The following is a 14,928-nucleotide window of genomic DNA, read 5'->3' on the forward strand; positions in this document are numbered from 1 at the left end:
CGGCGCTGCCGCGCTTGCGGTAGAGCGCCAGGACCTTCTCCGGCGGCCAGTCGAACTTGCCGAGGTTGGTGACCAGGAAGAAGGCATGCAGCAGCAGGTCATCGGGGCGTTCCTGCACCACCAGCACTACGCGCCGCGGTGCCGACCAGGAGCCGGCTTGGTACTCCAGATCGTGGCACCACTCGCGAGGCTGCTCGGGTGGCCGGCCGGGTGGCCGCTTCAGGAGCGGTGCTGCCAGCTTCTGTAGACCGGTGTGACTGCGCAACCGGCCCAGGTATTCGATCTCCCGATCCTCCAGGGCCTCCAGCGTCGCGTTATCGGTAAAACCGGCGTCGATGCGCACACGAACCTGTGCCCCGGTGCTCTCGTTGAGTCGTCGTACCAGATGCGGGATCCAGGTGTCGGCGTTCTCTGCCGGGCCGGCGTTGCCCTCGCGCAGCAGGCCGCCCACCATGTCGCCGGTCTCCGCCAACGATGCGACCAGCGGCGAGTAGATGCGGGCCCCGTAAAGGCCATGATAGGCCGACCCGCCCTGATGGCCATGCACCTCGATCGGCAGGCCATCAATGTCCAGCGTCAGCTGTTTGGGACGTTCACCGTTCTGCAGCGAGGTCAGGCGCCAGACCACCAGCCGCAACAGGCCTTCGTGCACGGCATCGATATTGTCGTTACGACCGAGGCAGCTCAGCAGCCGCGACAGCGTGGCTTGAGACGGCCGGTCCTGGACCAGGGGTGTCATGCCGCGTGCATCGCTGCAGGCCAACTGCCAAAGCGGGTCACGGCGCAGCGTGTCGGTATCGCTGAGATCGATCCAGCCCATCGCACGCTGCAGCACCAGGGTACGCAACTGGCTGGCCAGCGAATGACGGATGCGCAGCGGGTGGCGTCGATCGACCAGATTGTCTTCCAGCGCCTCGATCACGCCGCTGTTGTCGAGGGCTTCACGCAGCAGCAGAGCGCCGCTGTCGCTGGTGGTGCGCTGGCCGCTCAGCTCAACACGGACAGAGCCGTTGCATGAGGGCGTCCAGGTGGATAGGCTTTCACCCATGGCGAGTGGTCCTCTTGAATCGTGTTCTGGCAGGAACATCCTGATTCTACAAGAGAAAACCACTCGCCATCTTCGTTTTCAGGTCGGCCTCATGAATAAGCCGGGATTAAGGGAAATCTTGCCGTTAAGGTCGAGGCTGCTTTTAGAAAAGTTATTAGTAACCATGAAGAATCCCCTTGTTTCTGCAGAGAGAGAAACCTGCTTGCATCACAGTAGCTTTTTAAAGCCAGTACATTAATTAAAGTTAACAAGCAGAACAGGGATCACGAAGCGCCCACAAAAACCAGGAAAATTAACTAATTACATACTTAGATATTGACTACCAACCATATGCATTGCCAGTCTAAAAGCATGAGTTATCTCAGCAATGAGTTGCCTAGCAAGTCGTATTTAAGCATTAAACCGAATGATAGTTCAGGCCGCTTTAAGAAAAGTCGTTTCTGCTAATTTTTAGCCACAGCAGCGTAGATGAAACATGACAGTACGCATGAACTATCCAAGTGTTCACTTGCTGGTGAACTATCGCCAAGATAGTGGTTTAGAAGTGAGTGGACAGCCTGCCAGGCGTATCAAATAGGCAAATGAAACCGCTGCATTTCAAATTGGTGCAGCTCCCTACAGGGAATGCGCCCATCGGTATCAGCGACGTGAAACAGGGAACCCTGGGGGCCAGCCGGAAGGCCTCGATGGTCTCCCTGCTGCGCTACTTGCGTGCGGTTTTGGGATTGATGCCGGAGCGAAGGCACAACGCCCGTTCGAATCCGTCGGTTCCTGTATTTCGGGACCATACACCTAAGAAAATGCCGGCATCGGGAGCCGGCATTCAATCATCAAGAGTATCGATCAGGACGAACAGGAGAGACAAACGGGAGGCGCGCTGGGCGCTGGCGCCTCGCTCCAGACTTCCATGCCCGGCCGCTGGAGGAAGGGAGACGACAGCAGCTCGCGGAACGTCTGCAACGGGCGCGTATCGCCTTCCTGCGCCGCTTCGATGACCTGCTGCGCCAGATGGGTACGCAAGACATAAAGCGGATTGACCCGCCGCATTGCCGCCAGCCGCTCCGTCTCTCCACGCGACTCGTCGGCAAGACGCTGGCGGTAGCGCTCGAGCCACTCATCGAGCTGATTACCCGAACCCGAGCCGACGATCTCCTCGCGCAACGACAGGCCACCGACGACATCCTGATCGCTCAGGGCGCGGAAGCTGCGATGAAAATCAGCCCGTGAGCTCTCGAGCAGCGATAGCCAGTCGTCGATCAACTTGCCGTCGCTTTCCTGCTCGGTCTCGAGCCCCAGACGCCCGCGCATCAGAATGGCATACGCCGCCTGAAGCGTGGGCTCGTAGGTATCGAGGATTTCTCGCAACCGTTCCACCGCGATCAATGGCGTCAACGACTGCCCCAGCACGGTCAGATTCCATAGCGCCACGCCGGGCTGCTGGTCGAAGGCATAGCGCCCGGTCGTATCCGTATGGTTGGGCGTCAGGTTGGACTCGAAGCGATCCATGAACGCATAGGGGCCGTAATCCAGCGTCAGCCCCAGGATCGACATGTTGTCGGTGTTCATCACCGCATGAACGAAGCCATAGGCCTGCCAGCGAGCGATCAATTCCGCGGTCCGCGTGACCACGTCCTGGAACAGCGCCTCGAGCGGCGCCGCCTCCTGCGCCAGATCGGGGCGGTGGCGATCGATGACGTGGCGCATCAGCCGTTCGAGATCCTCGACCCGCTGCTGTTGATACAGCCATTCGAAGTGACCGAAACGCACGTGGCTCTCGGCCAGCCGCAGCAGGGTCGCCCCCGGCTCGACCCGCTCGCGCATGACCTTCTCGCCATTGACGGCGACGGCCAGCGCCATGGTCGTCGGGATCTTGAGTCCGGCCATCGCTTCGCCGGCCAGGTACTCGCGAATCGAGGAGCGCAACACGGCGCGGCCATCGCCGAATCGCGAATACGGCGTCTTCCCGGCGCCCTTGAGGTGCAGATCGATCGGTCCCTGCGATGTCATCGCTTCACCGAGCAACAGACCGCGCCCATCACCCAACGCCGGGTTGTAGGTGCCGAATTGATGCCCGGTGTACTTCTGGGCCAGCGGATCCATGCCGCTCAAGAGTCGCTCGCCGCTCATCAACGCGGTCAGGCGGTCGCGGTCGACCTCTTCGGGATCCAGCTCCAGGAGCGCCGCCCCGTTCGGACTGACGTCGAGCAGCCGGGTATCGCGCCACGGGGTTGGCTTCACCCGCGTAAAGAAGTCCTCGGGAAAGCGGGACCAGACATTATCGAAAGTCAATGTCTCGAGGGAGCTATCGCTGGCCATGGGGGCCTCCTCGGGTTGGCAGGAAAGTGGCTGTAGTCTAGCCCAACTGGCCGATCGCACACGTTCGACCGGTACGCGGACATCATCCGAATACCGGTCGACGGAGAGGTTCGGGGTATCAGGCCGTGCTGCCCGTCACGAAGGCGTTATCGGCGCCGTGGGTGCGAATCAAGTCGCCGTTGGTGCGCAATAGCGACAGGAGCTGCTGCTGATAATCGGGCGAGGTCGAATAGTTGTGCAGCGTGCCGATCAGCTTCTCGGCGGAAATCGACTTGCCCTTGGCGGCTAGCGCGGCGCGCTGCCCGCGAAGTTGAGTATAGGCGCGATGGGTATTCAGGTTGTGCAGATAGGCGCCGACGCCATCACGCACGCTGTCGAACGTCTGAAAACGCCGCGAGGTTCCAAGTTGAGCGATACCGCACCCCTCGCTGAAGCAGCGCATGCCGAACAGGTTGTTGCTGTCCCGGGCGAGCCGCGAGGTGCCCCAGCCGGACTCCTCCACCGCCTGGATCACCACCATCTCCAGCGGCACGGTATTGACCCGCGCCAGCAGCTCCTGGCTCACCTCGCCCGGCTCGCATTCGACGCCGTAGTCGTCGCATAGCTGAGCCAGCCGCTGCTTTTCGTCCGCCGTCATCGGATTGATGCGGCTGCCGACGCCGATCAGCCAGTTGCGGTCGCGCTGGATACGCGCATTCTCGGCCTGTACCAGCGGCACCAGCATGCCCAGGAACGCCGCCTTGCGCTTGGGGCCAGCCTTGATGTCACGCAGGTCGGGCAGCTCGGTGACGGGGTCCAGCGCGGGCCGCTGGATCTGGCTTTCGAGGGTTGGCACGGTTTCGGATATCGACTCGGCTCGAGACGCTATCGGGAACACTGCGAAGCCTAGTGTCAGGACTGTCCCCGTCACGACCGCCAGGATGCGTTGTCGGCGGGCAGGCTGGGTCTCGTGTCGAAAAGGTCGTCGAAGAAAGGGCCATTCACGGACGGAACGTCGGTGAAAAAGCCTCGGGAAGGATAGCGACATACTCGCTCCTCCATCATGAAGAAGTCGGCAGGTTACCAGTAGTTGGCTGCAAAGTTGAGGAAAGAACGTGCAATTAGGCCATTTACACTAAACAAATGGCCGGCCACGAGGGCCGGCCATGACACGCTCGAGCGCGCGATGATCGATGACGATCAAGCACTTAGCAGCGTATTGAGGCGCTTGACGTAGGCCGCCGGGTCGTCGAGATGTCCACCCTCGGCGATGACTGCCTGATCCAGCAGGATATGGGCCAGATCGTCGAAGTTGCCCCCTTCGGTGCTTTCGAGACGCGATACCAGCGCGTGATCGGGGTTGAGCTCGAGGATCGGCTTCACCTCCGGCAACGGCTGTCCGGCCGCTTCCATCATGCGACGCATCTGGAAGCCCATCTCGTGCTCCGGCAACACCACGCAGGCCGGGGAATCGGTCAGGCGATGCGTGACCCGAACTTCCTGAACATTGTCGCCGAGCGCCTGCTGTACCCGCTTGACTAGATCCTCCTTGGCCTTGGCGGTTTCTTCCTGCGCCTGCTTCTCGGCCTCGTCGGCCATGTCGTCGAGCTCCAGATTACCCTTGGCGACGTCGGCGAAGGACTTGCCGTCGAACTCGGTGAGATGGCTCATCAGCCACTCATCGATGCGATCGTGCAGCAGCAGGACCTCGATGCCCTTCTTGCGGAAGATCTCCAGATGCGGGCTGTGGCTGGCCGCCTTGAAGCCATCCGCGACGATGTAATAGATCTTCTGCTGACCTTCCTTCATGCGCTCGACGTAATCCGCCAGCGACTGATCCTGCGTTGTGCTGTCGGTATGCGTGGTGGAGAAGCGCAGCAGGCCGGAGATCTTGTCACGGTTGGCGTAATCCTCCGCCGGCCCTTCCTTCAGGACGTCGCCGAAGGTGTTCCAGAAGGTCTGGTAGGCTTCCTTGTCCTTGGACAGCTTCTTCAGCATGTCCAGCGCGCGCTTGGTCAACGCCGCCTTCATCGAATCGACCTGCGGCGACTTCTGCAGCAGCTCGCGGGAGACGTTGAGCGGCAGATCGCGGGAATCCAGCACGCCCTTGACGAAGCGAAGGTACAGCGGCAGGAACGCCTCGGCGTCGTCCATGATGAAGACCCGCTGCACGTACAGCTTGAGCCCGCGTACGCCATCACGCTGGTAGAGATCGAACGGCGCGCGCTCGGGAACGTAGAGCAGGCTGGTGTACTCGAGCTTGCCTTCGACCTTGTTGTGGCTCCAGGTCAGCGGATCGCTGAAATCGTGAGCGATGTGCTTGTAGAACGCCTTGTACTCGTCATCATCGATCTCCGCCTTGGGGCGCACCCACAGTGCGGTCGCCTCGTTGACGGTCTCCCAGCTGACGGTCTCGCTGCCTTCGATCTCCTTGCCCTCTTCGTCGCGAGCCTTCTCGACCTTGGGCATGCGCACCGGCACGTCGATATGGTCGGAGTACTTGCGCACCAGATTCTTGAGGCGGAACTCGTCGGCGAACTCCTTGGCGTCTTCCTTCAGGTGCAGCACGATCTCCGTGCCACGCTCGGGGCGATCGATCTCGGCAATGGTGAATTCACCCTCGCCCCTGGAGCGCCACTCGACGCCCTGGTCGCTGTCGGCGCGACGCGTGCGAACGACCATTTCGTCGGCGACGATGAAGCCGGAGTAGAAGCCCACGCCGAACTGGCCGATGAGCTTGGCATCCTTCTGCTTTTCGCCGGAAAGCTGTTTGAGGAATTCGGCAGTACCACTCTTGGCGATGGTGCCCAGGTTCTGGATCACCTCGTCACGGTTCATGCCGATACCGGTATCGCGCACGGTCACGGTGCCGGCGTCGGCATCGTGTTCGATCTCGATGCGCAACTCGGCGTCGCCTGCGTAGAGACCGTCGTTGTCCAACGCCTCGTAGCGCAGCTTGTCGCAGGCATCGGCAGCGTTGGAGATCAGCTCACGCAGGAAAATCTCCCGGTTGGAATACAGGGAGTGAATCATCAAATGGAGAAGCTGTTTGACTTCCGTCTGGAAGCCGAGCGTTTCTTCTTGAGTCGCAGTGGTCATTGACAGGCCTCTCGAGGCGGTTACGAAATAAAGCTAATGAAATCACGGTGTTCAGCGATATGGGGCTCGCCAGCCCCATTTCAAGCCGAGCCGTCACTCGGTGGTGACTTCCTCGTCGTCGATGCCCTTCCAGCGCCGGTAGTCACTCATCGCCCGGTCGACCCGGGTCAGCAGCCAGCCCACGATGAAGACGTCATCGACGAGCCCGAGGATCATCAGAAAATCGGGAATCAGATCCAGCGGCGACACCAAGTACACCAGTGCCAGCGCCATCCAGCCGAAGGCAGCCCACGGAATCGGCCGGTAGCGCCCGCGCAAGACGTCCAGCGTCATGGGGCCGAAGACCCGAAAGGCGCGGCCGATGCGGGCCAGTGCGCCGCTGCGCTGCTTGAGACGGGACAGCTGGGTCAGAAAACGCCAAGGATTCATGGTGGAATCTCCGGTAGTGACGTTGGGGCGAAGCAGGCACGATCGACGCCGACTAAAGACTGAACTAGCCCTTAGATGGTCACGATCGGGCCAGGATTCAATGTTCTCCTCGCCGCGAGAGGCGATAGCGTCACCGGAAGGCACCAGATCGTTGCGAAACGGTACTACCCAAGCGGGCCTGCATCGGCGACGATGGGGCCGTGAATTGGTGAATTGGTGAATTGGTGAATTGGCGAAGTGACACGCGTATCTCGCCGAGAACGCAGCGCTACCCTGGTCTGTCGGAGTGGCCTGCTGCAAGGCAGCCCCGAAAAGAGCAGCCCCTTTCAAGCGTGCGCGTTGAAGAACGGCCCTTCGAGAAAGAGAGAGACCCAATGCCCGCATTGCCCACCCGCAGACGTTGGTTACGCTGGTGCCTCGTCGGCGCCATCGGATTGAGTGCGACCGCGCAAGCCGCGGTGACGACACCGAGCACCACGACCCAGGCCGACCAGGCCATGAAGCAGGCGCTGGATGCCGCCCGCGATCGCCGCTGGAACGATATCGATCAGGCCGCTATCGAGGGCCACGTCCTGGCTGGCTACGTGGAATATCACCGCCTTCGCTCCCGGCTTTCCACGGCTTCGGCCGCGGAGGTAAACGACTTCGTCACCCGCTACGGCGACTCTCCGCTGTCCGACTGGATGCGCGGCGCCGCGCAGACACGATTCGGCGAGCTGGGGCGTTACGACGATCTCCTGGCAATCAGCGACGGCGAGCCTTCCAGCACCATCCGGCAGTGCTACTACTACACTGCCCTGCTCGACCGGGAGCCGGCCAGGGCCGCGGCGGGCGGTGAGGCACTGTGGCACGTCGGCACCTCGCAGCCCGAAGCCTGCGACCCGCTATTCGCGACGCTCGAGGATCGCGGCGTGCTGACAGACGAGGACACCTGGGAGCGCATGATGCTGGCCTGGGAAAACGGCCAGAGCGGGCTGGTCACCTATCTCGAGCGTGGCCTGGACGACACCTGGCAGCGGGCCATCAACAGCTTCGACACGGTCCGCGGCAATTACGCCGCCGTCACCCAGGTCCCGCTGGATCTCGGCCCCGACGGCCAGGCCAGTGGCGCGCTGATCGCTGCCGCCATGCATGGTCTGATCCGCGCGGATACCGAGGCCGCCCTGGAAGCCTGGCGCAAGATTTCTCCCCATGTATCGATCGGCGAGGACCGGCGCCACCAGGTCGAGCACGATCTGGCGTTCTACTCCATGGTTCGCAATATCGATAACAACCAGGGCTGGGTCGATACGACGCTACCACGCCTCGCGGATGCCGATCTCATCGAGCTGCGTATCCGTAACGCGGTGACCGAAGGCAACTGGGCTAACGTCGCGCGCTGGAGCGAGGCGCTTCCCCCGGAGGTGCGCGCAGAAGCCCACTGGCAGTACTGGCTCGGGCGTGCCAGCGAAGCCATGGGCGACGATGCCAAGGCACACCAGGCCTACCGAATGGCCGCGCAGAATCGCAGCTTCTTCGGCTTTGCCGCCGCCGATCGTCTGGGTCAGCCCTATCAGCTGGAGATGGCAGACACCAGCGTCTCGACGCTGCAGCAGGAGCTGACGGGCATGCTGCCGGTCGTGCAGCGTACCGAGGCATTGATGCGAATTAGCGAGGAGGGTCTTGCGCGCAGCGAGTGGTTCACGGCCGCCGCCCGCGATACGCCGGACCAGGCCGCAGCGCTGGCCGACTACGCCATTCGCCAGGGCTGGTACGGCATGGCGATCCAGACCACGATCGCTGCCAAGCAGTGGGACGCGTTGCCCTGGCGGTTTCCGGCAGCGTACCGCGATTCGTTCCTGAAATGGGCAGAGGTCAATCAGGTCGATCCCTATCTGCTGATGGGTATCGCGCGACGCGAGAGCGCATTCAACCCCCGTGCCGCTTCACCGGTCGGGGCCCGTGGACTGATGCAGCTGATGCCGGGGACGGCCGACCACGTCGCTCGAGAACTCGGCATCAGCGCACCCAGTACTGCGGAGCTGTTCGAGCCACAGGTGAACATCCAGCTCGGCAGCACCTACATCCGCTCGATGCTGGAGCGCTACCGCGGCAATCGCATCGCGGCGACGGCGGCCTACAATGCCGGCCCCCATCGCGTGGACCGCTGGCTTGCCACCGCCCCGCGCGAATTCGATCGATTCGTCGAAAGCATCCCATTCCGAGAAACGCGTGACTACGTGCAGGCCGTATTGGCCTACCGGGTCATCTTCGAAAGCCTGGCCAAGCAGGGTGACACTCGCGGTGTCGCCATGCTGTCCCAGGCCGAGCGTCAGGGCGACTACGACCCGACCCTGATCGCACGGAACTGATACGGCATCGCAGCGGTGGATGCTCGCGTCTGCTCTGCCACGGCAAAGCCCCCGACGGTCCGATGGATCGTCGGGGGCTTTCCGTTGGCGTGCGCGGTTGATTCGTGATTGATTCGTCGTGGCTGATTCGCCGTGATCGATTACAACATCCAGAATCCGATGCCGACGCCGCCAGCCAGGGTAACGCCAAGGCCGAGCAGCATCATTACCCCGTCGCCGGCCGTGAGCCCCAAGGCCATGACGACGATCGCCAGCGCCGGTATGGCAGCGGCAAACGGCAGCAGCTCCAGCGGGATCATCCCCAATCCGAGCACGACCATCAGCAGCGCCAACAAGCGCTGAGTGACGTCACCCATCAACCAGCGCAACCGAGGCTCGAGGAACCGATCGATTCTCCGAGTCCAGGGTTTAGCGCGCTGAGTAACACGATGCCAGCGCTCGTGGCTGACGCCGCGTCGACTCAATACCTTTGGTAGCCATGGGCTCCTGCGGCCAAATACCAGCTGGATCGCCATCAAGGCAATGAAGATACCACAGGCGCTGGGCACGCCCGGGACACCGCCGGTCGGCAATAATGCAATCAGCGCCGGCAGCAATACCACCGGTCCGAAGCCCCGGGAATTGAAGGTATCGACGATGTCCTGCAGCGTGATCTTGTCATCCTCGACCTGACGGTCGAGCGTTTCGAGAATATCGGTAAGCTGGAGTCGCTCCGACATGCGCCACCTCCCTGTGACGTCGAAAAGGGTTCCCTGGCGTCGAGCGCCTGGAACGAGTCGACCGGGGCGGATTACAGCCCGCGGCGCGCGTGTTTCAGAGAAATCTGGTCATTGAGCGTCCAGAAGTCGTAGAGCACCCCGACCAGGAACAGACCACCCGTGAGCAGATAGATCAAACCCGTGATCCATTTCCCCATGTACATCCGATGGATCCCGAAAACCCCCAGGAACGTCAGCAGGATCCAGGCCAGCGTATAGCTGGTCGGCCCGGCCCGGAAGCGCAGATCGGCCTGGCGATCCATGCCCGGGATCAGAAACAGGTCGATCAACCAACCGATCCCGAACAGCCCCAGGGTAAGAAACCATAGAGTTCCGGTGACGGGCTTACCATAGTAGAAGCGGTGCGCTCCGGTGAACCCGAAAATCCACAGCAAATAACCAATGGCCTTGCTGTGAGTGTCATTGAAACTGATTTCACGTTGTGCCACGCACATTGCTCCTGACTCGAATGATGAATGGTCACTGGCCCTAGGCGCGATTGCCGCAGCGACCCGAAAAGGCGAGTGACAGCTTACCCGAGGACCCTACTGCGATACATGTTCACGATAAATAGCCTCGCTGCACGCTGCGTCGTCGGCTTCCGACGATGTGACGGTGTTATATCAATCTTCTTAAAAAGCGTTAATAAAACCATACCGTGTGACGCGATCAACCCGAAAAAAAGGGTCTGGCAGGTTATAGACGTGCATGGAATTTCCATCTATGGTTCGTAAGCGGGGCATGGGAAACGGTTCTACCAAAGTCAAGCTGCTGTTGCTTGACCCGGTATATCCGCCGATGCAACATCCGTTGCGTAGGTTTGCAGGCAGAATGTCGTCAGTTGTTAGTCGATCTCGTCGAACTCCTAGTGCGCATTCCCCCCTAGTCTGACCACGCATTTCGGGCATCCCCCCGGGACGCTCGGCTACATCACTATGCAAGTTAAGGATATCGACAATGGCAACTGGCACTGTCAAATGGTTTAACGACACGAAAGGCTACGGATTCATCTCTCCCGATGACGGCGGCGATGATCTGTTCGCACACTTCTCCGAAATTCAGGCAGAAGGCTTCAAAACTCTGCAGGACGGCCAGAAGGTTACCTTCGACGTTACTCAGGGCAAGAAAGGCCTTCAGGCCGCCAACATCAAGGTATCTGGCTAATCCCAGTCAAGGGTTCCAGACTCCGGGATTTCGATCCTGAAGTCTCACCGCCTTGAGCAAAGCCCACCGTCAGGTGGGCTTTTTCATGTCACCTGCCAATGATCCGAGCCGCTCAGGGCTCTCCGATATCCTCGTTCCACACTTCCGGATAGGCTGCGATGAACTGCGTCATCAATTCGCGGCAGACCGGATCGTCGAGAACCTCGACATCGACCCCGCGCTCGCGCAGCAATGCCTCTTCTCCGAGAAAGGTGCGATTCTCACCGATGATGACCTTGGGTATGCCGTAGAGCAGGATGGCCCCGCTGCACATCGAACAGGGTGATAGCGTGGTGTAGAGCACCGAGTCACGGTAGACCGAGGCGGGCAGACGCCCCGCATCTTCCAGCGCATCCATCTCCCCGTGCAGAATTGCACTTCCCTTCTGCTGGCGCTGGTTATGGCCACGGCCAATGATCGCCCCCCGGTGGACCAGCACGGAGCCGATGGGAACACCGCCGTTGTCGAGGCTGAGCCTGGCCTGTTCGATGGCTTCCTGCATGAAATTATCCATGTGATCCACTCCTTTCTCACGGGTCGATGCATTAGGGGCTGTTGCCATTTCAGCGCAAACCACGTTGCTGCGCCAAATGGCGCCAGGCCAGGCGCGGCCGTGCATGAAACGGCAACAGCTCCCCAGGATACCGATGATTCTCGAGCTACTTGCCGTGGCGTAGCAGAGGACAGTTTTCTGGCACCACTAGCGGTAGTGCTTCACGATCCAGCGTGGCACGAAAATGCTCATAGCGACGCGGTTCACCATCGAGATTCAGGGGAAAGGCGCCGTCGCTGTCGAACTCGACCCAGGGCACACGCAGATAGCGCACGAACTCTCCGTCCTGGGGCAGGTTTTCGAGCTCGTCGATGATTCGCTTCAGTTCGCCCAGCGAATTGAAGTGGCGCACGAAGAGCAGCTCGAACAGACCGTCATCCAGCTTGGCAGAGGGCGCCAGCCGTTGGCCGCCGCCTGCCTGGCAGCCGTTGCCGATCGCCAGCATGAAGAGCGGGACCCGTGCTTCCCCCTCCGGCCAGCGTATATGCCCTTCGAAGGGCTGGTAATTCCAGGCTTTCAGCATGCCCATGAGCGAATACGCGCCGCCACCCAACAGGCGCTTCAGCGCGACCGGCGTCGAGGTAGTGATCTCGGCACCGAAGCCGCCGGACGCCACGTTGATGAACGCCTCGTCGTCCAGCTTGCCGATGTCCACCTGACGAACGGACCCGGTCAGGGCCAGCTCCAGCGCCGCCAGCGGTGTCATCGGCAGATTCAAGCCATGCGCGAAGTCGTTGGCGCTTCCCAGCGGCAGAATACCCAGTGCCGGACGCCGCTCGGGTGGCTGTCGCATCAGGCCGGCGACGATCTCGTTGATAGATCCGTCTCCCCCGCCAGCGACGATTCGCGCAGCACCGCCAGCCATCGCGCTCTCCACCAGCCAGACGCCATCACCGCCCTCCCAGGTCACCCGCACCTGCAGGTCGTGCCCCTGGCGGCGCAGATGCTCGACCGCTTCCCGGACCTCTGGCTGCTGGGCGGATTTACCGTTGAGAATCAACCATGTGCTGTCCTTGCCATGAGTGGCCATACCCATCTTTTCCTTTCCTGAGGCCGAACGATCACCTTCGTCGTGCCGAAATCTCTCGCTAACCGCTTCATTCTAGCCTGTTCATGCCACCGCGATGTCGAGCGCGTTAAACCTCACGCCAACGCAGCCGCCCGGGGCCGTAGCAAACGACTCGAGATGGCATGGCTGTGACAACGCTCTCGGAAAATCGCTCCGCCACCGCAATCACGCCCCGGAGTCGGCGCGCTCGGCAAGCCCTCTTGCGAGGGTCCACATCACGAGCCCGCCGCCACAGCAGATCAATGCCAGCGATGTCTGCGGCGCCAGCGGCGTCATCAACAGCAGTGTCGCCAGCGTGGCGCCGCCGCCCAGTTGAATCGCCCCGAGCAATGCCGCCGCGGTTCCCGCACGCTCGGGGAACGGCTCCAGCGCCAGGCTAGCGGCCGCCCCCAGCACCATCGAGAAGCCGATCGAGAGTATCGCCACCGGCCCCATGAAGGTGATTACCGACACCGGCACTGCCCAGTAGAGGCAGGCGATCAGGGCACCCCCACCAATGACGACGAGCAGCCCCCGCTGCACGGTCGACTTTCTTCCCCACCGAGCCATCAGTCTCGGCACGATGAAGAATGCTACCGTGCTGACCAGGGCATTGCCGCCGAACCAGAGGCTGAAGACCCACTCCGGCTGGCGCAGGCGATCCATCATGACCACCGGGGCCGCCGATACGTAGACGAGAATGGCCGCCATCATCGTGCTGACGAGCGTCGCGTAGTAGAGAAACCGCCGATGGAAAAGCACCGGACGATAACGGGACCAACGGTAGAGACGCTTTTCGATCGTCGTCCCCAATGGCCGTGTCTCGCCGAAACGCCAATACGCGCTCAGCCACAGCATCCCCGCGAACGCGGTCATGAAGGCGAAATTGCTGCGCCACCCCAGCGCCACGGTCAGTGCCCCGCCCAATACCGGAGCCAGCGATGGCACCAGCGTCAGGGAACCATTGAGATAACTGTAGAGCTTGGCGCCCTGGGTCGGCGTATAGCTGTCGCGAATGGCGGCGAAGGCGACAGTCACGGATGCACAGGCTCCCAACCCCTGGAGGACACGCGAGAGATAGAGCATCACGATCGAACTGGCAGCCATGCCGATCACTGCCGCTACCATGTAGATAGCCACGCCCCCCAGGAGTACCGGACGGCGACCAAAGCGATCGGTCAACGGCCCCACCAGAAGTTGCCCGACGCCGACACTCATCAAGAACAGGGTGATGGTCAATTGCAGCGCAGCGTAGGGACGCTCGAACTCGTCGGCCATGGCCGTCAACGCCGGCAGATAGATGTCGATCGCCAATGGCGACAGCATCACCGCACCCATCAATATCCAGAAAGCCGGACGTTCCTCGCGTGCCTGCATCACTGCCTCGCCACCATTTCAAGAGCGCCTACTCTATCGGCTGGCAAGGGAATGACAACCACTCCCGATATCAATCACCCGTGGGGGAAAGCTGAAACTCCAGCAGGCGAGCGTCGTCACGCAGATCGGCGGCCAGCGGCGGAATATATTTGCGATCGTGAGTCCGCAATATCATGCGATATTCGAACTGACGGCCCTCGTCGCGTGTGCGATAGCTCAAGCTCTCGATCCGAAACCGATGCGAAGCCATCAGATCGTGGACCTGTGCCTCGGCCATCACGGCCTGACTATCGAAACGCAGGATGCACCGGGCGAAAATCCGGCTCGGCATACGCGCTTCCACTACTCGAAACAGTGAGAGCGTCAACAAGGTCACTATCGTTGCCAATACCGCCGGGAACAGAAACCCGATGCCATACAGAATGCCCAGCGCCGACGTTATCCAGATCGAGGCGGCCGTGGTCAGCCCTCGAACCGTCAGGCCTTCCTTGAAAATCACCCCGGCGCCCAGAAAGCCGATCCCCGTCATGATGCCCTGAGCCATTCGCGTGGGATCAGTGCGGATCGTGGCTTCCGGCACCTCCGTGCCCAGCCACTGCCATTGATACATCGTGACCATCATCAACAGCGCCGAAGAAACACAGACCAGCGCATGCGTGCGAAATCCCGCCGGACGCCCGTGAAAAGTTCGCTCCAGGCCGATCAGGCTTCCAGCCAGCCAGGCTATTCCCAAATGAGTCAGCATCGTCCACGATTCCGGCGACATC

13 protein-coding genes are annotated in these 14,928 nt (G+C 61.3%); 2 read left to right on the top strand and 11 right to left on the bottom strand.

Annotation, left to right across the window (positions count from 1 at the left end; all coding sequences use genetic code 11):
• From R3F72_RS09750 to R3F72_RS09770, 5 genes are all read right to left on the bottom strand, one after another.
• Window positions 1-1,087, bottom strand: a 1,087-nt coding sequence (locus R3F72_RS09750; RefSeq protein ID WP_332779543.1) for an IS1380-like element ISPsp9 family transposase, incomplete at its 3' end; no start/stop codon positions are given.
• Between the two features lie 804 nt (window positions 1,088-1,891).
• Entirely contained in the window at window positions 1,892-3,364 is a 1,473-nt protein-coding gene (locus R3F72_RS09755; RefSeq protein WP_303853034.1) for a protein adenylyltransferase SelO, read from the bottom strand.
• Window positions 3,365-3,482: 118 nt separating this feature from the next.
• Window positions 3,483-4,199 (bottom strand): glucosaminidase domain-containing protein, encoded by a 717-nt coding sequence (locus R3F72_RS09760; RefSeq protein WP_256961199.1) that lies wholly within the window; start codon window positions 4,197-4,199, stop codon window positions 3,483-3,485.
• 344 nt (window positions 4,200-4,543) lie between these two features.
• The gene (htpG, locus tag R3F72_RS09765) at window positions 4,544-6,442 is read right to left on the bottom strand and encodes a molecular chaperone HtpG (RefSeq protein ID WP_332779544.1); all 1,899 of its coding nucleotides are present in this window, start codon (window positions 6,440-6,442) and stop codon (window positions 4,544-4,546) included.
• Window positions 6,443-6,535: 93 nt separating this feature from the next.
• A complete protein-coding gene (locus tag R3F72_RS09770; protein ID WP_256961198.1) occupies window positions 6,536-6,871 on the bottom strand; it encodes a YkvA family protein in 336 nt (111 codons plus the stop codon).
• A 374-nt stretch (window positions 6,872-7,245) separates the two neighbouring features.
• Between R3F72_RS09770 and R3F72_RS09775 the strand changes: the two genes are divergently transcribed.
• Window positions 7,246-9,222 (top strand): transglycosylase SLT domain-containing protein, encoded by a 1,977-nt coding sequence (locus tag R3F72_RS09775; RefSeq protein ID WP_087718939.1) that lies wholly within the window; start codon window positions 7,246-7,248, stop codon window positions 9,220-9,222.
• A 140-nt stretch (window positions 9,223-9,362) separates the two neighbouring features.
• On the opposite strand, the gene R3F72_RS09780 is transcribed toward R3F72_RS09775, so the two are convergent.
• The gene (locus R3F72_RS09780) at window positions 9,363-9,941 is read right to left on the bottom strand and encodes an exopolysaccharide biosynthesis protein (RefSeq protein ID WP_087718938.1); all 579 of its coding nucleotides are present in this window, start codon (window positions 9,939-9,941) and stop codon (window positions 9,363-9,365) included.
• Window positions 9,942-10,012: 71 nt separating this feature from the next.
• Window positions 10,013-10,429, bottom strand: a complete 417-nt coding sequence (locus R3F72_RS09785) for an NINE protein (protein WP_256961197.1) — start codon at window positions 10,427-10,429, stop codon at window positions 10,013-10,015.
• A 508-nt stretch (window positions 10,430-10,937) separates the two neighbouring features.
• Between R3F72_RS09785 and R3F72_RS09790 the strand changes: the two genes are divergently transcribed.
• Window positions 10,938-11,144, top strand: coding sequence for a cold-shock protein (locus tag R3F72_RS09790; RefSeq protein WP_035471072.1), 207 nt, complete (start codon window positions 10,938-10,940; stop codon window positions 11,142-11,144).
• Between the two features lie 112 nt (window positions 11,145-11,256).
• Here R3F72_RS09790 and R3F72_RS09795 read toward each other — a convergent pair whose 3' ends face one another.
• The 4 genes from R3F72_RS09795 to R3F72_RS09810 form a co-directional block, all read right to left on the bottom strand.
• On the bottom strand, window positions 11,257-11,697 hold the full coding sequence (locus R3F72_RS09795; protein ID WP_087718936.1) for a nucleoside deaminase: 441 nt from the start codon (window positions 11,695-11,697) through the stop codon (window positions 11,257-11,259).
• 145 nt (window positions 11,698-11,842) lie between these two features.
• Entirely contained in the window at window positions 11,843-12,772 is a 930-nt protein-coding gene (gene yegS, locus R3F72_RS09800; protein WP_256961196.1) for a lipid kinase YegS, read from the bottom strand.
• A gap of 198 nt (window positions 12,773-12,970) precedes the next feature.
• A complete protein-coding gene (locus R3F72_RS09805) occupies window positions 12,971-14,161 on the bottom strand; it encodes a multidrug effflux MFS transporter (protein ID WP_218776992.1) in 1,191 nt (396 codons plus the stop codon).
• A 70-nt stretch (window positions 14,162-14,231) separates the two neighbouring features.
• Window positions 14,232-14,906: an MgtC/SapB family protein gene (locus R3F72_RS09810; protein WP_303853024.1), complete on the bottom strand. Its 675-nt coding sequence runs from the start codon at window positions 14,904-14,906 to the stop codon at window positions 14,232-14,234.
• Window positions 14,907-14,928: the final 22 nt, after the last annotated feature.

The organism is Salinicola sp. 4072, from assembly GCF_036663415.1.
In the GTDB taxonomy this organism is placed as follows: domain Bacteria; phylum Pseudomonadota; class Gammaproteobacteria; order Pseudomonadales; family Halomonadaceae; genus Salinicola; species Salinicola salarius_A.

What these genes read in the sequence shown, in the direction of transcription:
- R3F72_RS09770 (WP_256961198.1), bottom strand. Translation starts at nt 6,871, where the DNA reads ATGAATCCTTGGCGTTTTCTGACCCAGCTGTCCCGTCTCAAGCAGCGC.
- R3F72_RS09795 (WP_087718936.1), bottom strand. Translation starts at nt 11,697, where the DNA reads ATGGATAATTTCATGCAGGAAGCCATCGAACAGGCCAGGCTCAGCCTC.
- R3F72_RS09755 (WP_303853034.1), bottom strand. Translation starts at nt 3,364, where the DNA reads ATGGCCAGCGATAGCTCCCTCGAGACATTGACTTTCGATAATGTCTGG.
- R3F72_RS09780 (WP_087718938.1), bottom strand. Translation starts at nt 9,941, where the DNA reads ATGTCGGAGCGACTCCAGCTTACCGATATTCTCGAAACGCTCGACCGT.
- R3F72_RS09810 (WP_303853024.1), bottom strand. Translation starts at nt 14,906, where the DNA reads ATGCTGACTCATTTGGGAATAGCCTGGCTGGCTGGAAGCCTGATCGGC.
- htpG (WP_332779544.1), bottom strand. Translation starts at nt 6,442, where the DNA reads ATGACCACTGCGACTCAAGAAGAAACGCTCGGCTTCCAGACGGAAGTC.
- yegS (WP_256961196.1), bottom strand. Translation starts at nt 12,772, where the DNA reads ATGGGTATGGCCACTCATGGCAAGGACAGCACATGGTTGATTCTCAAC.
- R3F72_RS09805 (WP_218776992.1), bottom strand. Translation starts at nt 14,161, where the DNA reads ATGCAGGCACGCGAGGAACGTCCGGCTTTCTGGATATTGATGGGTGCG.
- R3F72_RS09790 (WP_035471072.1), top strand. Translation starts at nt 10,938, where the DNA reads ATGGCAACTGGCACTGTCAAATGGTTTAACGACACGAAAGGCTACGGA.
- R3F72_RS09775 (WP_087718939.1), top strand. Translation starts at nt 7,246, where the DNA reads ATGCCCGCATTGCCCACCCGCAGACGTTGGTTACGCTGGTGCCTCGTC.